This is a genomic window from Salegentibacter haimaensis, assembly GCF_054121495.1.
Map to the genome: position 1 here is coordinate 45297 of NZ_JBSYGH010000009.1, position 20901 is coordinate 66197.

Here is a 20901-nt window from a genome sequence, read left to right on the forward strand (position 1 = left end):
TTTAAACCTTGTAGGTTTGGAGTTGGCCTGACAAAAATAGGTGGTTGTTTTTTCTAGATAGCTACAAGGTCTTTGAGACCTTGCAGGAAGTCTCACTGGTAAGCCCCCTGGCCCGGCCCCCTAACCCCCTAAGGGGGAATTTTGGAAACTGGCCTCCTGCAAGGTTTTTTAAACCTTGTAGGTTTGGAGTTGGCCTGACAAAAATAGGTGGTTGTTTTTTCTAGATAGCTACAAGGTCTTTGAGGCCTTGCAGAAAGTTCTACTGGTAAGCCCCCTGGCCCCCAAGCCCCCTAACCCCCAAAGGGGGAATATTAATTTTCTTATACGTGGATTTGGTTATGTAGAGAGAGATCCTCTAAATGAAGGGCCTTAACCTCTAAAGAGGGTACAGACCTCCTGCAAGGTTTTTTAAACCTTGTAGGTTTGATTTAGGCCTGATAAAGGTAGGTGGTTGTATTTTCTAGATACCTACAAGGTCTTGGAGACCTTGCAGGAAGTCCTACTGGTAAGCCCCTAGCCCGGCCCCCTAACCCCCTAAGGGGGAATATTTATTTTCTTATACGTGGATTTGGTTATGTAGAGAGAGATCCTCTAAATGAAGGGCCTTAACCTCTAAAGAGGGTACAGACCTCCTGCAAGGTTTTTGAAACCTTGTAGGTTTGGAATTGGCCTGAACCAAAATATGTGGTTTTATTTTCTAGATACCTACAAGGTCTTTGAGACCTTGCAGGAAGTTATATTGTAAATAATTCGTGGCAGTTTTAAAACTAACAAATCATAGAGACCTAATTAAAAATCTTCTTTTTGCGTAGTTCGAAGTTTTGACCCAGGTAGACTTTTCGTACCATTTCATCGGCGGCGAGTTCTTCGGGGACGCCGTGTTTCAGGATGCTTCCTTCGAACATTAGGTATGTGCGATCGGTGATGGCCAGGGTTTCCTGTACGTTATGATCGGTGATGAGGATCCCGATATTTTTATCTTTAAGCTGGGCTACAATGCGCTGAATGTCTTCTACAGCAACAGGGTCTACTCCCGCAAAAGGTTCATCGAGAAGTATAAAGTTGGGATCGGTAGCAAGGGCACGGGCGATCTCTGTTCTTCGGCGTTCTCCCCCGCTTAATAAATCTCCCCGGTTTTTCCTGATGTGTCCCAAACCGAATTCTTCGATTAAGGATTCCATCTTTAACTGCCGCTCTTTTTTGCTGAGTTTGGTGAGCTCGAGCACACTCATAATATTATCTTCTATGCTCAATTTCCGAAAGACCGAGGCTTCCTGCGCCAAATAACCTATCCCATTCTGGGCCCGTTTATACATGGGGAATTTTGTGATATCGGTCTTTTCAAGAAAGATCTTACCACCATTGGGTTTAATAAGGCCTACGATCATATAAAAGGAAGTAGTTTTTCCGGCACCATTTGGTCCCAGCAAACCAACGATCTCTCCCTGGTTAACTTCTACAGAAATCCCCTTCACGACCGCGCGGCCCTTATAGGTTTTTACAAGTTTTTCGGCACGTAATTTCATTTAGCGATATTTTGCCCTTAAGGTACAGGAATTATTGCTGAGCTTTAGCCTCCAAAGCTTCCCAGAATTCAAATGCACGTCTTAAATGCGGAATTACGATGGTTCCCCCAATAAGGGTGCCAATACTTAAAGTTTCCATTACTTCTTCCCGGCTAATCTCCTCCTTATGGCTGCTTTCCAAATGATATTTTACGCAATCATCGCAGCGCAGCACCAGCGAAGCCACCAGGCCAAGCAATTCTTTTGTTTTCTTGTCAAGGGCACCTTCGGTAAAAGCATTGGTGTCCAGGTTGAATATACGCTTCAGGACTTTATTGTTTTCCTGGAGGATCTTATCGTTCATTTGCTGACGATAGGAATTAAATTCATCAACTTTATTTATCATAGCCTTGTTTTCTTAATTTTCGTTGTTCCTGTTTATAAATTATTCGGGAAATCAGGATGCTTACTTCATATAAAACCAATACGGGAATCGCCACAATGATCTGGCTTACAATATCGGGCGGGGTGATTATTGCTGAAAGAATCAGCACGATGACCAGGGCGTATTTGCGATATTTCCGAAGAAATTGTGGGGTCACCACCCCAACTCTGGTAAGGAAATAAATCACCACCGGAAGCTCAAAAATGAGTCCGCTGGCCAGGACTGAAGCCTTCACCAGGCCAATATAACTGCTCAGGTCAAAATCGTTGAATACCATATCGCTCACCTGGTATTTTCCGAGGAAATTAATGGAAAGCGGGGTTACCACGTAATAACCGAACAATACGCCGGCAAAAAACAGCAGGGAGGTAACCAGGATAAAACCTTTGGCATATTTTCTTTCATTGTCGTGCATAGCCGGGGCGACGAACTGCCAGAACTGATAGATCACATAAGGAAATGCGATGATGAAGCCGGCGGTGATCGAGGTCCAGATATGTGCTGAAAACTGCCCGCCCATAGTTCTACTCTGAATTCGGAAAGGCATCTCGTCGAAACAGAAGCCGGCATCCATTCCCAGAGAGGTAGAAATTCGGCAAAGCATATCGTAGGAGAAAAAATCTCCCCGACTGGGGCCAAAGAGTAAATTATCAAAAATAAAACCTTTAAAGAGAAAAGCGATTCCGGCGGCGATCACTACCGAGAGGGTAGCGCGAATAAGGTGCCATCGCAGGTCTTCCAGGTGATCGAGAAACGACATTTCATCGGGTTGGGGAGTGCCAATTTTTTTCATCATAGAATACCTTCACGAATAAGATTATGTAAATGTACCACGCCCGAATATTTTCCCTCCCGGGTTGCCAGCAGCTGTGAGATTTTATTAGCTTCAAGCACTTCCAGGGCATCGGCCGCCAGTTCGGCCTCATCGATGCTTTTCGGATTCTTGCTCATAATATCGGCGGCGGTAAGTTCTTTTATTTCTGTGGTATTTCGAAGCATTCTGCGAATATCACCATCGGTAATAATACCTACTATTTCATCGTTTTCTATTACTGCGGTAACGCCCAGCATTTTTTCAGAAATTTCGATAATAACATCGGTTATACCGGTTTCGGGGCTAACTTTTGGCTGCATGTTCTGAGCGGTAATATCGCCAACGCGCAAATACAGCTTTTTGCCCAGGGAACCACCGGGGTGATATTTGGCGAAATCTTTACTGGAAAAGCCTTTTAACTTCAGCAGGCAAATTGCAAGGGCATCGCCCAACACCATCTGGGCGGTGGTACTGGTAGTTGGCGCCAGATTATTAGGGCAGGCCTCTTTTTCGACAAAGGAATTCAGCACAAAATCGGCCGATTGGCCCAGGTATGATTCTTTATTGGCAGTGATGCCAATAAGGGTATTATTAAAATCTTTAATAAAGGGAACCAAAACTTTAATCTCGGGGCTGTTTCCGCTTTTTGAAATACAAATCACCACATCATCCTGCTGGATTATGCCCAGGTCTCCGTGAATGGCATCGGCGGCGTGCATAAAGATTGCCGGAGTTCCGGTAGAATTGAGAGTGGCCACAATTTTATTGGCAATAATGGCACTTTTGCCAATTCCGGTTACGATAACTCTTCCTTTGGAATTATAAATAGATTCAACCGCCTGAACGAACTCATTATCAATAAGATGTTCTAAATTTGCAATCGCTTTGGCTTCGGTGGAAATAGTTTCTTTTGCAGCAGTAAGAATTTTTTCCTGGAGTTTCAAATTTGAATTAATTATGAATTGTGAGTAGTAAAGAAATATGTATCTTTAGTTATGCAAATGTATGTAAAATTGTAACACAATTGAATGAGTTTGACCGAAATTGATTTACACCAACAGCTCAAGAAGTACTTTGGATTTAGCCAATTCAAAGGGCTTCAGGAAAAGGTGATCACCAGTATTGTGAATAAGCATAATACTTTTGTGGTGATGCCTACCGGAGGAGGGAAATCCCTATGTTACCAACTCCCTGCGTTGATTGAAGATGGAACAGCAATTGTGGTTTCGCCCCTAATCGCTCTCATGAAAAACCAGGTAGATGCTATTCGTGGAATTTCCTCGGAACACGGCGTAGCCCATGTGCTTAATTCTTCCCTGAACAAAACCGAGGTAAAACAGGTAAAGGAAGATATAGCCAATGGGATTACCAAATTACTTTACGTTGCGCCTGAATCGCTTACCAAAGAAGATCATGTAGATTTTCTCAGGCAGCAAACCATCTCATTTATGGCTATAGATGAGGCGCACTGTATTAGTGAATGGGGGCACGATTTCAGGCCAGAATACCGAAATCTGAGACAAATCATTAAAAGAATTGGCGATAATATTCCAATTATCGCGTTAACGGCTACGGCCACGCCCAAGGTGCAGGAAGATATTCTGAAAAACCTGGGTATTCCCGATGCCAATACCTTTAAAGCCAGTTTTAACCGGCCTAATTTATACTATGAAGTAAGGCCAAAAACGAAAAACGTAGATGCCGATATTATTCGATTTGTAAAACAAAACGAAGGAAAATCGGGGATTATCTATTGCTTAAGCCGTAAAAAGGTTGAGGAGCTGGCTCAAACCCTGCAGGTAAACGGCATTAATGCCGTGCCATATCACGCAGGTCTGGATGCCAAAACCCGATCGAAACATCAGGATATGTTCCTTATGGAAGATATAGATGTGGTGGTGGCAACTATCGCCTTTGGGATGGGAATCGATAAGCCCGATGTGCGTTTTGTGATTCATCACGATATCCCCAAAAGCATTGAAAGTTATTATCAGGAAACCGGTCGCGCCGGAAGAGATGGTGGCGAAGGGCATTGCCTGGCCTTCTATTCCTACAAAGATATCGAGAAACTCGAAAAGTTTATGAGTGGCAAACCTGTTGCCGAACAGGAAATAGGTCACGCGCTGTTGCAGGAAGTCGTAGCCTATGCTGAAACTTCCATTTCCCGGCGCAAGTTTATTCTGCATTATTTTGGCGAGGAATTCGACGAAAAAACCGGCGATGGCGGCACTATGGACGATAATGTGCGGCATCCCAAGAAAAAACACGAAGCACAGGAAGAGGTTGAATTGTTGCTGAAAACCGTAAAAGGCACCCGACAGCTATACAAAGCTAAGGAAATAGTGAAAACTCTGATAGGAAAATCGAATGCGGTAATCCTGTCTCATAAAACCGATGAAAATCCGCTTTATGGAAAAGGAAGCAACCGGGATTCCAAATACTGGATGGCCTTATTAAGACAGGTATTGGTTGCAGGTTATCTTCGGAAGGATATCGAATCTTATGGAGTGATAAAACTTACTGAAAAAGGAGAGGAATTTTTAAAGAATCCGCAGAGTTTTATGATGACCGACGATCATATTTTCGATGCTACTACTGAAGCTGCTCCCCCCGCACAGGCAGGTAGCGCCGGGGTAGACAAGCAACTGGTGAAAATGCTGCGGGATCTTCGTAAAAAAGTAGCCCATAAGCTGGAAGTGCCTCCGTTTGCGGTATTTCAGGAACCTTCACTGGAAGATATGGCGCTTAAATATCCTATAAACCTTGAAGAACTGGGCAATATATACGGAGTAGGAGAGGGCAAAGCCAAGAAATATGGAAAAGAATTCGTGTCTCTTATCAAGGATTATGTAGAGGAAAATGACATCATTAGACCCGATGATTTGGTGGTTAAAACCACCGGAGCGAATTCGGCGTTGAAGCTTTATATCATTCAGAGCGTAGACCGAAAATTGCCTTTAGATGATATAGCCTCGGCCAAGGGTATGGAAATGCCAGAATTCATTAAAGAAATGGAAGCTATAGTCTATAGCGGAACCAAGCTTAATATCGATTACTGGATAGATGATATTCTAGATGAAGACCAGCAGGAAGAAATTCACGAATACTTCCTGGAAGCTGAAACCGATAAAATAGATGCGGCCATAGATGAATTCGACGGGGAATATGATGATGAGGAGTTGCGGTTGTACAGAATCAAATTTATTAGCGAGGTAGCGAATTAGTTTTCGGTAGTCTGTTCTGGGTTGTCTGTTCTCGGTTCTCGGTTCTGGGTTCTCAGTTCTCGGTTGTCTGCTGTGAGGTGTTTGTTGTTTATTGTTTGGGGTTTGTTGTTACTGTTTTTAATTTTGGGGCTCAGTTTTGTATTGTCAGTTCTCTGTTTTCGGTTGGTGATAAAAATGAAGATTAGCTAATTCCCTGGCTTGATTAAAAGTGTTCTTATAATATTGAACCTTGAATCTGGCAGTTCTCAGTTCTCAGTTCTCGGTTGTCTGTTGTGGGGTGTTTGTTGTTTATTGTTTGTGGTTTGTTGTTGCCTGTTTCCAGGCTCTGTTCTGTGTTGTCAGTTCTCTGTTTTCGGTTGGTGAAAAAAGAAAAGAATTAGTAATTTTAAATTAACAACTAACTCCAAAAAGGGTCAACTCTATTCAGGACTCCACACTCCACAAACCTTGAACCTTGAACCTTGAACCTTGAACCTGTCTGTTGTCTGTTGTCAGTTCTCGGTTGTCTGTTGTTTATTGTTTGGGGTTTGTTGTTTGTGGTTTGTTGTTACTGTTTTTAATTTTGGGGCTCAGTTTTGTATTGTCAGTTCTCTGGTTTCGGTTGGTGAAAAAATGAAAAGCAAAATTCATTAATTCTCTGGATGGTTTTTTTAATATCGAACCTTGAACCTTGAACCTTGAACCTTGAACCTTGAACCTCGAACCTCGAACCTTTTAAACCCGCAGCCCGGAACTTATCTCCCCCCATTGGCCTGCAAATCTAAAATACAGGCATCGCCTAAGCTGGGAACACGGCCGCCCTCGATTTCATCGATAATCCCGCTTCCGAATTCGATCGAAGCCTGCATAAGGCAGCCTGAGGTAGTGCAATGCCCGCGGTTGTCGGAGTCTACGTGGTCGCTTTGCGCCTCGGTACCAAGATCTACCAGACCAAAAAGATGTCCGAATTCGTGATTAAGTACGGCCTCTTCTATATCAGATTTTGAAGGTGCGCCGGCTCTGGCGGCAAATTTTTTCACGGTTTCCCCGTAAATCACGATGCTGGTATTCCGAAAGGCTGAACCAAGTACGAATTTGTTGTTTTCATCATCTTCATTACTGCCGTCGGCAAAGTAGACATAAACGGCGATTTCATCACCTGCATTATAAATTGTGCGTTCGTCTTTTTCAATATCGGCTATTTCCTGAATAGAAAAAGGCGCCTTTCCCGAAGAAGAAGCCGCCCGCATACTAATATTGATGCCATCGGGTTTGTAGGTGCGCTGCTCCAGAAATTGTTTAAATCCGGCAATCGCTGAAGCCTCGGGCTGGTACCCATCTACATAAACTATCTCGAGATGCATAGAAGTGAATTCATCATCGCTAAGCAACTCTCTGGCCGAATCGCCAAGACCTCGCAAATTTGCTGTTTTATTAATCCCGCCGTCAGCATCGTTGGAATCCTGATTACAACTGCCTAGAAATAAGACAAAAATTAAAAGTAGGGATTTATAAAATCTGCTCATCTGCTTTTTCAATTTGCGTAAAAATAAAAATTAAATCGATTATTGAAAGCTTAATTCTCAAGGACTTGTATGCTTCCGGGTTTATTTTGCTTTAGGGCTCAATTCGGCCAGGTAATCGTAGTGATCTCCTTTTTTGATGAGTTTACAATTAAACCCGTTAGCTTCAGCGGCATACTTGAGGCTTTCAAAATCTACATAAAGCCAGTCGAAATTTTCTGAAAATTCGCCTTTATAGCTGGTTTGATATTGCAGTTCCCCATAATACCCGTCTTCCGGATTTACCCAAATCCCGCCATCTTCATCGGCATCGAAAAGGTAGCTGAGGTCTGAGGAGTCCAGTAAAATTTTACCACCGGGATTCAGCAGTTTTGCTGAATGCTGAAAGAATTTTGTTAGATTCTGAAGTTTTCCAATGATGCCACTACCATTCATCAGCATCAAAACAGTATCGAATTTTTCGCCTGAAAGGTTGAAGAAGTCGATAGCTTCAGCCGATTTTATTCCGCGGGCACGGGCTACTTCTATGGCCCCTTCAGAAGTATCGATGGCATAAACCTCCAGCTTTTTTTCTTCCTGAAGATAAAGCGCATGACTTCCGGCGCCACAACCCACATCGAGAACACGGCCCCGGCAAAGATTTAGCGCTTTTTGCTCCAAAACCGGCATTTCTTCAAAATTTCTGAAAAGGTATTCTACGGGAATTTCATCATCATCAAAATCGGCAGAATGCACTTTAATTGGCGTTGGATCACCATTTTTGAAATAAGCCTTAATGGCTTTTCCGAAGATGTCTGTCTTATTCATAACTTTGCCGGGATGAAGGAGATTTTAGAAAGTTTACAGGAAAGGGCCAAAGATAAGCATAAGGAGAATAAAAAATTCTTTTCGAAGCTAAGGAAAAAACCACCTAAGGACCTGGATCGTCAAATGCAGCAACTACACGAGGAAGAATTCTCCCGCACCAATTGTCTTGACTGCGCCAATTGCTGTAAAACTACCGGGCCGCTTTTTACCAACAAGGATATTGAGCGTATTAGCAAACATCTCAAGCTAAAACCTCAGCAGTTTATTGAGCAATATTTGAAAGTTGATGAAGATAATGATTATGTTTTGCAGCAGGTGCCCTGTGCTTTCCTCGCCCCCGACAATTATTGTCTCATCTACGAGGTTCGCCCAAAAGCTTGCAGAGAATATCCTCATACCGATCGCAAGGATTTTCATAAAATTTCGAATCTAACTATAAAAAATACCGCTATTTGCCCCGCGGCGTTTAATATTGTGGAGGAGATGAAGAGGAGGGTCAAAGCTTAATTGAAGCCGAAATTTGGGGTATTCCCTTTGTTTCCAAGTATTGGCTAAATCCAGTTTCGGGTTGCGGGTTGTCTGTTGCCTGTTTCCTGTTTCCGGTTGCCTGGGAAAAAATATATTATACTTTCCAGGATTTTTCTACATATTTTATGAAATTATAAATCTTTGCACCGAGGATGTCATAGTCTTGTTTAAGGTTATCTAGTGGTGAAGAGAGTGCTGGATAAAGAAATTCAATTTTTCTTAGATGATTTTTGGTTTCATCACAGCTTGAGTGAGCATAGACCAGAAATTTTAGAAAATCGGCTTTGTAGCGTTTACGTCCATAACCTTCCACAATATTAGTGTTGATAGAATCTGAGGATCTTCTTAATTGACTACCTAATTCATAAGTTTCATATTTAGGTAATTGGAGACTTAATTTATGTGTTTTGAAAAATAATTCAAGTGACTTTTCATAAATTTCCAGTTGTTGATAAGAGTCTGCCATATTTAAAATTTTTTAGGCTGGAAGTAATCAAAAATTCTAAATAAATAAAACGGGCAACCGGAAACGGGCAACATCCCTTATAGGAAAGTGGCTAGTTAATATAATAAATATGTTTTCCTCTTAACCTCAAACTCCTCCAACCCTGTCTTCCAGGTGGCGCGAATTTCTTCGGCGCTTAGGCCCTTTTCGATTTGTTGCTGAAGTGTTTTGGTGCCTGCCAGTTTGGTAAAGAAAGCATTGAAGAATTCAGACTGGTTTTCGGTGTTTTGGTAGGCTTCGATGAGCCATTCGAGGTTTAGGTAATCAAGATCTTCGTGATCACTTAAGTCCCGACCGTAACATTCTTTGCCCAGGTGCTTCGGATTTTTAGCGCCGTCTTTAGATTCGGGTGTGTAACTATAGTCAAAATAACCGGCGTCGAGAAAGGGAGAGCCAAAAACCTGAAATTGCTTATCGGTTCCCCGGCCGGCGTTTACATTGGTGCCCTCAAAAAAGCAAAGACTGGCATAAAGATTTATAGACTTATCGTTGGGTAAGTTAGGCGAAGGCTTTACCGGAAGGCTATAAGGTTTTGAATGATCCCAATTCTCCATAGTGATTACCTCCAGCTGGGTTTGTATGCCGTTTTTAAGCCATTTTTCCCCGTTTATCATTTTTGCATATTCACCCATTGTGAGTCCGTGAACAGTAGGGATGGGGTGCATTCCTACAAAACTTTGATGCTGAGTTTCCAGGATGGGACCATCTATATAATGCCCGTTTGGATTTGGACGATCCAGAACTATGAGTTGAATATCATTCTCGGCGCAGGCTTCCATCACATAGTGCAGGGTAGAGATATAGGTGTAAAACCTGGCGCCTACATCCTGCAGGTCGAAAAGCAGAACATCGATATTTTCAAGCTGTTCGGGTTTTGGTTTTTTATTATCGCCATAGAGCGAAATAACCGGCAACCCGGTTTGAGCATCTTTACCGTCTTTAATCACCTCGCCGGCATCGGCAGTTCCCCGAAAACCGTGTTCGGGGGCGAAAACCTTAACAAAATCTACCTCCAGGGCTAGCAGGGAATCTACAAGGTGAGTATAGGTTTCGCCATTTTTGATTCGCGAACTTTGATTGCCTACCAGTCCAACTTTTTTGCCTTCGAGCATAGGTAAATAAGCTTCAGTGCGGTTAGCGCCCACTATGATTTCTGCTGAAGTTATTTCGGCTTCAGTATTTTGAGCCAACTCTTCAGACTTATCTTTGGTGTTTTGGTTTCCGCAGGAAAGAAGTGCGGTAAAAGCGAATAAAAATGTACTTTTGAAAAACCTGTTAATCATCTTGAGAATTTGAATTTCGAATTATTTGTCGTTAAACGCCTCATTGGCGCGAAAGGCCATAAAAGTAGCATATCTGCCCCAATTATAAAAATTGCCATTGCTGCAATTGCTATTGGTGTGATTATGATGCTGGCGGCATTTGCCACCGGTTTCGGACTTCAGCAAAAAATACGGGAAAAGATCACTGCATTTAACGGGCACATTAGCATTAGCAATTTCGACAATAATTCTTCCCAGGTTTCACTCACCCCGGTTTCTAAAAACCAGGATTTTTATCCGGATTTTAATATTGTAGAAGGGGTAGCCCACGTGCAGGCTGTAGCTACCAAAGCTGCGATTGTTCGTACAGAAACCGATTTTGAAGGCATTATAGTAAAAGGCCTGGGTGAAGATTATAACTGGAGCAATTTCGGGGAGTTTTTGAAATCAGGCAAATTGCCTGATTTTTCGAATAATCTCAATGATGAGGTTTTAATTTCCTCTTATCTGGCAAACCGGCTGCAATTAAAGGTGGGAGATAAAATCCCGACATATTTTTTAAGAGAGGAGTCTGAAAGACCTTTATTACGTGCTTTCGAGATCACCGGAATTTATGAATCGGGTTTTAAGGAGTTTGATGAGTTATATGTGATGGCCGATATAAGGCATATTCAGCGAATTAATCGTTGGAATGAAGATGAAGTGGGAGGTTTTGAAGTTTTTCTCGAAGATTTTGGGGATATAGATTATAAAGGCCAGGAAATCTATGAAAACACCGATTCGTTTTTAGACACTCAAACCATTACCCAAAAGTATTATTCGATCTTTGAATGGGTTTCGCTATTCGATTTTAATATTGCGCTGATTATAGGAATTATGATCCTGGTGGCCGGGATAAATATGATCACCGCCTTGCTGGTGCTCATTCTGGAACGCACGCAAATGGTAGGAATATTAAAAGCCCTGGGGACTGCCGACTGGAGTATTCGCAAAATATTTCTTTATAATGCCGGGTATCTTATTTTTCTCGGGCTTTTCTGGGGGAACCTTTTAGGCCTTGGCTTATTATTGCTTCAAAAGCATTTTAAGCTCTTCCCGCTAGACCCGCAAACTTACTATGTAACCGAAGTACCTGTGTATCTTAGCTGGGATTATATTATTGGGGTGAACCTGGGCACTTTATTATTATGTATGCTAATGCTTTTAATTCCGTCTATGATCATAAGCCGAATCTCCCCTTTAAAGGCTATTAAATTTGAATAAAACCAGGAATTAAATCTTATTTGTAAATCAAGGATTTGGGGGCTGCACTTGAAGTTATACCTTTGCAGCCGTAAATGAAAACTATGGAATACGCTGAAAATATATTGGGAACCATTGGGAACACGCCATTGGTAAAAATGAATAAAATCACTAAAGAAATCGATGCTTTGGTTTTAGCCAAGTACGAGACTTTTAATCCGGGGAATTCGGTGAAAGATCGTATGGCTGTTAAGATGATCGAAGATGCTGAAGCCTCCGGAAAATTAAAACCCGGGGGAACTATCATAGAAGGAACCTCGGGGAATACAGGGATGGGGCTTGCCCTGGCGGCGATCGTGAAGGGATACAAGATGGTTTGTGTGATTTCAGATAAGCAAAGCAAGGAAAAGATCGATATTTTAAGAGCTGTGGGCAGTGAGGTAATCGTGTGCCCCACCGATGTTGAGCCTGAAGATCCAAGATCTTATTATTCAACTTCCAAAAGACTGGCCGAAGAAACCCCAAATTCGTGGTATGTAAATCAATACGACAATTTGAGCAACGCCAAAGCGCATTACGAAACTACCGGACCCGAGATTTGGAAACAAACCGATGGCAAAGTAACTCACTTTGTAGTGGGAGTAGGTACCGGCGGAACGATTTCGGGTGTGGGGAAATATCTGAAAGAGCAAAACCCGAATATCAAGGTTTGGGGTATAGATACCTATGGTTCTGTTTTTAAAAAATACCATGAGACCGGGATCTTCGACAAAAATGAAATCTATCCTTATGTAACCGAAGGGATTGGAGAGGATATTTTGCCAAAAAATGTAGATTTCAGCATAATAGATGGCTTTACCAAGGTGACCGATAAAGATGCGGCAATCTACACCCGAAAACTGGCAAAAGAAGAAGGTTTCTTTTTGGGGAATTCGGCAGGAGCCGCGGCAAAGGGCTTACTTCAGTTAAAGGAACATTTTACCAAAGATGATGTAGTCGTGGTGTTGTTTCACGATCACGGCAGCAGGTATGTGGGGAAAATGTACAATGACGAGTGGATGAAGAAAATGGGCTATATAGATTAATTAATCTTTCTTCTGAAGAAAATAGAATATGCCGCTTCCCAGGCCGTAAAGTACAACGTCTACAGGATCGGCAGTGTAACGCCAGTGCAAAGGCGGAAGCAGCAGTTCAAAATAAAGGGAATAAAGAATAAACAGAGAAATTATACTGAAACCCGGGAGTTTAAGCCCGGGTTTGTTTTTTGCAAATCTCACAGCGATTAAGCATAGGTATAGTACAATAGGCATACAGAGAAAATCGGCTAGGTAATTTGTGAGTATGGGGTGAAACTCAAAGTCCAGGAAAAGTCCCAGTTGATACAGGCCAAATAAAATGGCCGAAAGATAAAAGTAGATTTTAAGCCAGGTCACAGTAAGAAAAGAGAAATTATAAAGGCGATAATACCTCCAACAGCCATCACCAGCAACCATACCGAATAACCGAATCTTTTAAAAAACCGCTGAAAAGCATTGCGGTCCTTTTCTTCCTTTGGTTGAGGTTTTTTCTTTCGCTGTTCGGGTTTCCAGCCTGCTTTATACCGATCTTCCACTTCATCCTGATTTCTATCTAAATTCATAACAGCAAATTTTAATCTTCCCATCCCCAGGGAGCATCGGGGGTTTCTATGGGATTGGTGAGATCGAATTTCACGCTGAATTGATTGGAAGATCCAATCCTTTTCAGATTATAGATAAAACTTTCATTGTCAAGTTCTATCCACCAAACATTGGTTGCTGCGGCAGGAATTAGATCGGCGGTGTGATCATCGGCCGGAAAAATTTGCAGGTTGGCAAGCCCTGTATTAGAGGCGGTGCCGCCGTACCAGGTTATTTTATCTTCGCTGCCGTCTTCGTGCCTGTGGTCGTGTTTTAATTGAATTCGGTCATCCTCATAACTTAGAACCCAGGTTCTGGAATAATCGGTCCCCACTATAAACGGAATGCGAACTTTGTCTCTTTCACAGCTTCGCAGGTGCATGATAAGTTTTTTTCCTGCAAAAGCATCATTTTCACTACCTTCTATGATCTCCCCTTCAAATGCCAGTCCGCAGTTTTCTTTTAATTTATCCCAAAATTCCCGGGCGGGATTTTGCTGTGCACTTAAGCTTTGGGCGAGAAACAAAACGGCTAGTAAGATTAATCTTTTCATATAAAATTGAGCTAAATCCTGTTTTAAAATTTCGGTTTGCTGCAAAATACATTATTTTCAGTCCAAAATAATCTATGATGAAAAAATACTTAGCAATTTTAATTCCTTTTTTAAGTCTGTTAATTGCCTGCGGAGGCAGTTCAGAAGTTGGGGCTGAAAGCCTTGAGAATCCCAATCGTTACAGTTATTTAGCTTTGGGAGATTCGTATACCATAGGTGAGGGGGTAGCGGTCAACGAACGTTGGCCGGTTCAACTGGTAAGCGAATTAAACAACCGTGGCTATGAAGTAGCTCCACCTAAAATTATTGCCCAAACCGGCTGGACTACGCGTAACCTTTATAATGCGATGGAGAATGAGCTTAACTATACCAGGCAGTTCGATTTGGTTTCGGTGCTTATAGGAGTAAACAATCAATACCAGGGCAAGAGCATAAGGGAATATGAGGAAGAGCTACGAAATATCTTTAAGATGGCCTTGAATTATTCCAAAAGACGGGAAAAGGGAATGTTTGCTTTGAGCATCCCAGATTATGGAGTGACGCCCTTTGCAGGCGAAAATTCAGAAGAAATAAGCGCAGAAATCAATGAGTTTAACCGGGTTTTTAAGAGAGTAGCCGACGAGTTTGAGGTGCCGTTCTATAATATTACTCCTATTTCCAGGGAAGCAGCTCGCGATGCCGATTTGTTGGTAGAAGATGAACTACATCCCAGTGCAACGATGTACAGGTTATGGGTACAGGAAATTATAGACGAAATCACCCAAAAATTACCAGCGGGAGCATCATAGTTTTTTAAAAATTTCAGCCTGTTTATTTTTAAAGTTTTGTGGCTTTTAATCGCTCAAAACTACCGGAATGCAGGAAGATTTTCTTCATTATTTATGGCGCTATAAGAAATTCGATTTTACCCGGGCTAAAACCACCGCGGGTGAAGAGATAGAACTTATTGACACCGGAAGCCATAATTTGCAGGCCGGCCCCGACTTTTTTAATGCCCGGCTTCGCATTGGAGAACAAGTCTGGGCCGGCAATGTTGAAATTCACGTGCGAAGTTCAGACTGGTATTTTCATCAACACGAAACAGATCCTGCTTATGATAATGTGATCCTGCACGTGGTATGGGAGGAAGATGTCGAGGTGTACCGCAAGGATAACAGTCCCATTCCAGGTTTGGAATTAAAGAACCTGAGTTCTCCCGGAATTCTGAAAAAATATGAAAGCTTACTTAGCCAAAAACCAGAATTTATTAGCTGCGAGAAAGACTTTGTTTATTTTGAAGATTTCAGGCTTAATCGATGGTTAGAGCGTCTTTATTTGGAGCGGCTGGAACGAAAAACGGAAGTTATTCTAAAAGATTTGCAGCAATCGGGGAATAATTGGGAAGCGGTTTTATTCAAGAATTTAGCAAGAAATTTCGGCCTTCAGGTTAATGCTGATGCTTTTGAGAGTATTGCCGGTAGTTTTGATTTTAAAATTTTTCAGAAATCATTGCAGGAGCCTGCCAGGGCAGAGGCCTTGTTGATGGGGCAGGCGGGGCTTCTGGAATCAAGTCTTGAAGATTTTTGGCTGAAGACTCTGAAGAAAGAATATGATTTTTTAAAGTTAAAATTCAAAATGAATAACAGGCAGGTGATTCCTGTGAAGTTTTTCAGGCTTCGACCCGATAATTTCCCCACCATAAGGCTTTCTCAATTGGTGGGAGTGTATGTGAAGAACCCGCGTTTGTTTCAGCGGCTTATGGATGCCGAAACAGCTATGGAGCTATATCAGATTTTTGATGCGGAAGCTTCAGCCTACTGGCAGAAGCATTACAACTTCGGTAAAAAGCATAAATTCAGGAGAAAGAAATTGAGCAGAAATTTCGTGGATCTTTTGATTATCAATACGCTTATCCCTTTGCGTTTTTGCTATTCTAAATATATAGGCAGGGAAGAAGAGGAGAGATTGCTGGATTTTATTAGCGCAATAGCTTCAGAAAAAAATTCTCAGGTAAAGCATTTCAACACTTTGCGACCCGGAACTTCAAAAACTGCTTTGGAATCACAGGGGCTACTGGAAATGAAACAATTTTATTGCGAAAAACATCTTTGCCTGGAATGTGAATTAGGCGTACATCTATTACAGCAAAATGTATAACTTTGAGGGCATGCCAAAACTTGTACATAATATCAGGTATTTTTTTGAGAGACATGGTTTTTATGTGTCTTCCCGCCTTGCCGATAAAATGGGAATGCGGGCCAAAAGTGTGCGTTTATTTTTTATTTACGCCTCCTTCTTTACTATGGGAATTGGCTTTGTGGTTTATCTAACCCTGGCATTCTGGCTTAAACTAAAAGATTTGGTTTATACCAAACGCAGCTCTGTATTCGATTTGTGAATTTGATTATTAACATATCTTTTGCATTTTAACTCCTAAAAATTTGAAAAAGCACAATTTTTTAGCATCTTGCTTCGCGTTAAATTTCACTTCTAAATTAAACAACCATTATTCTATATGAGAAAGTATTTGCTTTCATCGTTCTTAATCTTTTCATTTTTTATCCTGAATGCTCAGGAACTACAAGTGGAAACCGAACCGGGGAATCCGTCCCGGATTATAAATGACGGATTTATCAATCTTAAAGTTACCGGAGGGCAGCCTCCCTACCAATACAAATGGAGTGACCAGGATACTCCACTAACTTCCTCACGCGCCGAAGGCCTTTCAGAAGGGATTACTTATACGGTGATAGTTTCAGATGCTGCCGGCAATGAAACTGTGGTGGAAGAAAAAATTCCGGCTGAAGCTGTTACAGAGCATTTTAATGGGACTTTTGTGCCTATCGTAGAAAAGATGACTGCCATACTTTTCTGGGATCCTTTCACAGCAATGGGAATTTATGACCCGGTAAGCTATGCCGATTTAAAATATGTGTCTATTCCAGGCTGGAGTGCCGATTTGGAAGATAAATTTATACTCAAGGAATGGCTAATTGAAGAAGGCGGCCACGTTGAGGAAGGCGATCAAATCGCTGTGGTTTCTTCAGAAAAAGGAGCCGATCTTAATGTATACGCCAACGCCACAGGTACTGTAAAATACCTGGTTAAGGAAGGCGGGGTAATCTACAACTGGGAAAATACCCAGCACGTAATAGAGGCCGGGGCACATAACCTTGCCCAAATTCAATACGATACTCCTGTAGTTTTAACCCATCCAAACGGGGATCCGCAAACTCATAATATTCCATTTATTGTAGTGTGGTTAATATTGGGTGCGGCATTTTTCACCGTTCGAATGGGCTTTATCAATATTCGCGGATTTAAACACTCTCTCGATCTTGCCAAAGGAAAATATGACGATCCCAATGCACCCGGAAGTATTACACATTTCCAGGCTCTTGCAACAGCTGTTTCGGCTACTGTAGGTCTTGGAAATATTGCCGGGGTAGCCGTAGCGGTTTCTCTTGGAGGAGCGGGAGCTACTTTCTGGATGATTATCGCCGGGCTTTTAGGAATGTCTTCAAAATTTGTAGAATGTACCCTGGGTGTAAAGTATCGTTTTATCAATTCTGAAGGGCGTGTATTTGGAGGCCCGATGAATTATTTGAGATACGGACTGGAAAAACGCAATATGCGCGGGCTTGGTAAGTTCCTTGCCGGCTTCTTTGCTGTTCTGGGAATTGGAGCCTCTTTTGGAGGTGGAAATATGTTCCAGGCCAACCAGTCTTTTGAAATTCTTTCAGGACAATTCCCGATGTTAACCGGGAATGGATTCTGGTTTGGGCTGGTAGTGGCAGTACTTGTTGGTATTGTTATTATTGGAGGAATTCAAAGTATCGCAAAAGTAACCGGAAAAGTAGTGCCGTTTATGGCTGCAGTCTATGTGCTTGGAGCCTTAACAGTAATCATAATTAATATAGATAATATCGGTCCTGCATTTAATGCTATTATTGACGGAGCATTTAGCCCAACGGCATTAAAAGGGGGCGTAATTGGAGTGTTAATTGTTGGGTTCCAGCGGGCAGCATTTTCGAATGAGGCAGGGGTTGGTTCTGCGGCTATTGCCCCAGCCAAAACCAATCATCCTCCTTCTGAAGGTTTTGTAGCTTTATTAGAGCCTTTTATCGATACCGTAGTGGTTTGTACTCTAACTGCCCTGGTATTGATTTTTACCGGAATGCACGAAGTTGAAGGGATTGGAGGAGCACAATTAACCTCTGAAGCTTTCGCCAGCGTTATTTCCTGGTTCCCCTATGTACTTGCAGCTGCGGTTTTCCTTTTTGCTTTCTCTACGATGATTTCCTGGTCTTATTATGGGATGCGTTCCTGGACCTATCTCTTCGGAAAGAGTAAAAAGAACGAGCTGATTTACAAAATTTTGTTCCTGGTATTCGTAGTGGTAGGAGCATCGGTAAGTTTGGGTGCTGTACTGGATTTCTCAGATATGATGATTCTTGCGATGTCTTTCCCTAATATTATAGGACTTTACATAATGTCTGGTGAGGTGCGGGAAGATTTAAGGGAATATTTCCGTAAATTAAAGGCCGGCGAACTTTTCAAAAAACAACGGGAAGAGGCCAAAGCCAGCTAATGTAAACCACAGATGAAACCCATAAAATCCCATTTTGTTTTTTCCCGGAAGCAACAAAATGGGATTTTTGTTTTGGTGGGCATTATAATTTTACTGCAGGCGTTCTATTTTCTTTCCGGAAATCGCCCTTCCGGGAAAGCTGAAGAAATTCAAAATGCTGAAATCCTTGCTTTTCAAAAGAAACTGGATTCCATCAAGGCGCAGGATATAGCTGCCGATACCGTAAAAATCTATCCTTTCAATCCCAATTTTCTCACCGATTACAGGGGGTATGTTTTAGGAATGAGCCCTGAGGAAATAGACAGGTTGCTGAAATTTAGGGCTGGCAATCAATGGATAAATTCAGCGATCGAGTTTCAGCAAGTAACCGGGATTTCAGACTCTCTTTTGGCAAGTATATCACCGTATTTCCGCTTTCCTGAATTTGTCAATAACAGGAATACTTATTCAGAAAATGCTAAGCCACGTACAAACAGCAAAAGTTCAGGGGATCGAAAAGACCTGAACCTGGCAGAAGCCCGGGAGTTGCAACAGATATCCGGAATTGGAGAGGTGCTGGCCACAAGAATTATTAATTATCGTAATAAAATTGGTGGTTTCAGAGATATGCTTCAGCTTAAAGATGTCTACGGACTCAATTTCGAATTGAGGGAAAAAATCGCAGAAGAATTTAAAGTGGAACTATCAGGTTTTCCTGGATTAATCAGTATTAACAGGGCAGGAGTGCTTGAGCTCGCCGAGCTGCCTTACTTCGATTATGAGCTCGCCAGAGAAATTGTAGATTATCGTGCTCTTCGCGAAGGAATTCAGGATTTTGAGGAATTGTCAAAAATAGACGGTTTTCCTTATGATAAAATAGATCAAATTCGATTATATTTGACCATAGATTAAAAATTTATAGTTTTTTAATCTGGGTCAAATCTCCGGCCGAAGATTTTAAAATTGAGTTTTTGGGGTTAAATTAGCCGGGAATATAGTGGCAGAAAATTTTCACAAAATATAATAGTAATTAAACTTTTAGGATTAGGCCTGGTTTAGGCTAATCTGAAAAAGTTCTCAGCAATTGAGCAAACCGAAATTAGTAAGAATGAACAGTATGTACTTTAACGAGGAGCACGAACTTTTCAGAAAGAGCTTTAGAGAGTTTCTTCAAAAAGAAGTGGTTCCGCATATAGAAAAGTGGGAAAAAACCGGGGAAATAGAGAGGTTTATCTGGAAAAAATTTGGAGAGATGGGGTACTTTGGTCTTAATCAACCCGAAGAGTTTGGCGGGATGAACCTGGATTTATTTTATACCATAATTTTCCTGGAAGAATTACAACGAATAAATTCCGGCGGCTTCGCTGCGGCGATGTGGGCACACGCTTATTTGGCTATGACACACCTTTTAAAGGAAGGTGATCAAAGAATAAAGGAAAAATATCTTGCGCCCAGTATTGAAGGCGATATGATTGGTTGTTTGTGCATCACCGAACCCTTTGGAGGTTCAGATGTTGCAGGGATGCGTTCTACTGCGATAAAAAAGGGGGATCACTATGTGTTAAATGGCTCCAAAACTTTTATAACCAACGGGGTGTTTTCAGATTATCTTGTAGTGGCAGCCAAGACCGATCCCGAAAAAGGAAATAAAGGGATGAGCATCTTTGTAGTAGATCGCGATACTCCCGGGATTTCTTCTACTAAATTGGATAAACTTGGCTGGAGAGCTTCAGATACGGGAGAGATTGCATTTGATAATGTGAAAATTCCTGCTGAAAACTTAATGGGAGAGGAAGGCAAAGGATTCCCATATATTATGCAGCATTTTGCTTTGGAAAGGCTAATTATGGGAGTAAATGCTCACGCAAGGGCGGCTTATGCGCTTGAGTACACCCTGGGTTATATGGCCGAGCGCGAAGCCTTTGGGAAGAGTATAGATCGTTTCCAGGCGCTACGGCATAAAGTAGCCGATATGGCCAGTGAAATTGAAGTTTCAAAAGAATTTAATTATTCGGTCACCAGGCGATTAGACCAGGGCGAATACGTGGTTAAGGAAGCCAGTATGTCTAAACTGATCTCAACGAAAATGGCCGATGAAGTTATTTATAACTGTTTGCAGATGCTGGGAGGTTATGGTTATATGGAAGAGTATCCGCTGGCCAGAATGCTTCGGGATAGCAGACTTGGCCCTATAGGAGGAGGCACCTCTGAAATTTTGAGAGAAATTATCGCCAAAATGGTGATCGACAAGAAAGAGTACAGGCCGGCAGCGAAATAGCTGATGGGCATTTTGGCGAAAATGTTCTT

Annotated in this window: 21 protein-coding genes; 10 read left to right on the forward strand and 11 right to left on the reverse strand. The window is 41.9% G+C overall.

Annotated features, from left to right (window positions below):
• Positions 1 to 785: 785 nt before the first annotated feature.
• Genes lptB through ACW6QP_RS09830 form a run of 4 tightly spaced genes read right to left on the reverse strand, consistent with a single transcriptional unit; the run spans position 786 to position 3708 of the window.
• Positions 786 to 1526 carry an LPS export ABC transporter ATP-binding protein gene (gene lptB, locus ACW6QP_RS09815; protein WP_457910699.1) on the reverse strand — a complete coding sequence of 247 codons (741 nt, stop codon included), beginning with the start codon at positions 1524 to 1526 and terminating at the stop codon, positions 786 to 788.
• Between the two features lie 31 nt (positions 1527 to 1557).
• On the reverse strand, positions 1558 to 1911 hold the full coding sequence (locus tag ACW6QP_RS09820; RefSeq protein WP_457910700.1) for a carboxymuconolactone decarboxylase family protein: 354 nt from the start codon (positions 1909 to 1911) through the stop codon (positions 1558 to 1560).
• Positions 1901 to 2743: a twin-arginine translocase subunit TatC gene (tatC, locus tag ACW6QP_RS09825; RefSeq protein ID WP_457910788.1), complete on the reverse strand. Its 843-nt coding sequence runs from the start codon at positions 2741 to 2743 to the stop codon at positions 1901 to 1903. Before tatC ends, ACW6QP_RS09820 begins: the two co-directional genes overlap by 11 nt.
• Positions 2743 to 3708, reverse strand: a complete 966-nt coding sequence (locus ACW6QP_RS09830) for a KpsF/GutQ family sugar-phosphate isomerase (RefSeq protein WP_457910701.1) — start codon at positions 3706 to 3708, stop codon at positions 2743 to 2745. The genes tatC and ACW6QP_RS09830 overlap by 1 nt, the downstream gene beginning before the upstream one ends.
• An 84-nt stretch (positions 3709 to 3792) precedes the next feature.
• Here ACW6QP_RS09830 and recQ point away from each other — a divergent pair, with 84 nt between their 5' ends.
• Positions 3793 to 5988, forward strand: coding sequence for a DNA helicase RecQ (gene recQ / locus ACW6QP_RS09835; protein WP_457910702.1), 2196 nt, complete (start codon positions 3793 to 3795; stop codon positions 5986 to 5988).
• Positions 5989 to 6722: 734 nt separating this feature from the next.
• Here the strand turns inward: recQ and ACW6QP_RS09840 are convergent.
• Positions 6723 to 7493, reverse strand: coding sequence for a hypothetical protein (locus tag ACW6QP_RS09840; RefSeq protein WP_457910703.1), 771 nt, complete (start codon positions 7491 to 7493; stop codon positions 6723 to 6725).
• Positions 7494 to 7574: 81 nt separating this feature from the next.
• Positions 7575 to 8297 carry a class I SAM-dependent methyltransferase gene (locus ACW6QP_RS09845; protein ID WP_457910704.1) on the reverse strand — a complete coding sequence of 241 codons (723 nt, stop codon included), beginning with the start codon at positions 8295 to 8297 and terminating at the stop codon, positions 7575 to 7577.
• Positions 8298 to 8309: 12 nt separating this feature from the next.
• Between ACW6QP_RS09845 and ACW6QP_RS09850 the strand changes: the two genes are divergently transcribed.
• Complete coding sequence (locus ACW6QP_RS09850) at positions 8310 to 8804, forward strand: YkgJ family cysteine cluster protein (protein ID WP_457910705.1); 495 nt, start codon at positions 8310 to 8312, stop codon at positions 8802 to 8804.
• 115 nt (positions 8805 to 8919) lie between these two features.
• On the opposite strand, the gene ACW6QP_RS09855 is transcribed toward ACW6QP_RS09850, so the two are convergent.
• Entirely contained in the window at positions 8920 to 9291 is a 372-nt protein-coding gene (locus ACW6QP_RS09855) for a four helix bundle protein (RefSeq protein ID WP_457910706.1), read from the reverse strand.
• Between the two features lie 95 nt (positions 9292 to 9386).
• Positions 9387 to 10613, reverse strand: coding sequence for an exo-beta-N-acetylmuramidase NamZ family protein (locus ACW6QP_RS09860; protein WP_457910707.1), 1227 nt, complete (start codon positions 10611 to 10613; stop codon positions 9387 to 9389).
• A 9-nt stretch (positions 10614 to 10622) separates the two neighbouring features.
• On the opposite strand from ACW6QP_RS09860, the gene ACW6QP_RS09865 reads away from it, so the two are divergent.
• Both ACW6QP_RS09865 and ACW6QP_RS09870 read left to right on the forward strand, forming a co-directional pair.
• The gene (locus ACW6QP_RS09865; protein WP_457910708.1) at positions 10623 to 11855 is read left to right on the forward strand and encodes an ABC transporter permease; all 1233 of its coding nucleotides are present in this window, start codon (positions 10623 to 10625) and stop codon (positions 11853 to 11855) included.
• 83 nt (positions 11856 to 11938) lie between these two features.
• Entirely contained in the window at positions 11939 to 12919 is a 981-nt protein-coding gene (locus ACW6QP_RS09870) for a PLP-dependent cysteine synthase family protein (protein ID WP_457910709.1), read from the forward strand.
• On the opposite strand, the gene ACW6QP_RS09875 is transcribed toward ACW6QP_RS09870, so the two are convergent.
• Genes ACW6QP_RS09875 through ACW6QP_RS09885 form a run of 3 tightly spaced genes read right to left on the reverse strand, consistent with a single transcriptional unit; the run spans position 12920 to position 14090 of the window.
• A complete protein-coding gene (locus ACW6QP_RS09875) occupies positions 12920 to 13267 on the reverse strand; it encodes a hypothetical protein (protein ID WP_457910710.1) in 348 nt (115 codons plus the stop codon).
• Entirely contained in the window at positions 13264 to 13473 is a 210-nt protein-coding gene (locus ACW6QP_RS09880; protein ID WP_457910711.1) for a hypothetical protein, read from the reverse strand. The genes ACW6QP_RS09875 and ACW6QP_RS09880 overlap by 4 nt, the downstream gene beginning before the upstream one ends.
• A gap of 11 nt (positions 13474 to 13484) precedes the next feature.
• On the reverse strand, positions 13485 to 14090 hold the full coding sequence (locus tag ACW6QP_RS09885; RefSeq protein ID WP_457910712.1) for a hypothetical protein: 606 nt from the start codon (positions 14088 to 14090) through the stop codon (positions 13485 to 13487).
• Positions 14091 to 14122: 32 nt separating this feature from the next.
• On the opposite strand from ACW6QP_RS09885, the gene ACW6QP_RS09890 reads away from it, so the two are divergent.
• From ACW6QP_RS09890 to ACW6QP_RS09915, 6 genes are all read left to right on the forward strand, one after another.
• Entirely contained in the window at positions 14123 to 14833 is a 711-nt protein-coding gene (locus tag ACW6QP_RS09890) for an SGNH/GDSL hydrolase family protein (RefSeq protein WP_457910713.1), read from the forward strand.
• A 67-nt stretch (positions 14834 to 14900) separates the two neighbouring features.
• Positions 14901 to 16181, forward strand: a complete 1281-nt coding sequence (locus tag ACW6QP_RS09895; protein ID WP_457910714.1) for a DUF2851 family protein — start codon at positions 14901 to 14903, stop codon at positions 16179 to 16181.
• Between the two features lie 10 nt (positions 16182 to 16191).
• Positions 16192 to 16422 (forward strand): PspC domain-containing protein, encoded by a 231-nt coding sequence (locus ACW6QP_RS09900; protein ID WP_457910715.1) that lies wholly within the window; start codon positions 16192 to 16194, stop codon positions 16420 to 16422.
• Between the two features lie 117 nt (positions 16423 to 16539).
• Complete coding sequence (locus tag ACW6QP_RS09905) at positions 16540 to 18615, forward strand: amino acid carrier protein (protein WP_457910716.1); 2076 nt, start codon at positions 16540 to 16542, stop codon at positions 18613 to 18615.
• 12 nt (positions 18616 to 18627) lie between these two features.
• On the forward strand, positions 18628 to 19506 hold the full coding sequence (locus ACW6QP_RS09910) for a ComEA family DNA-binding protein (RefSeq protein ID WP_457910717.1): 879 nt from the start codon (positions 18628 to 18630) through the stop codon (positions 19504 to 19506).
• A 196-nt stretch (positions 19507 to 19702) separates the two neighbouring features.
• Complete coding sequence (locus ACW6QP_RS09915) at positions 19703 to 20872, forward strand: acyl-CoA dehydrogenase family protein (RefSeq protein ID WP_457910718.1); 1170 nt, start codon at positions 19703 to 19705, stop codon at positions 20870 to 20872.
• Positions 20873 to 20901 lie beyond the last annotated feature (29 nt).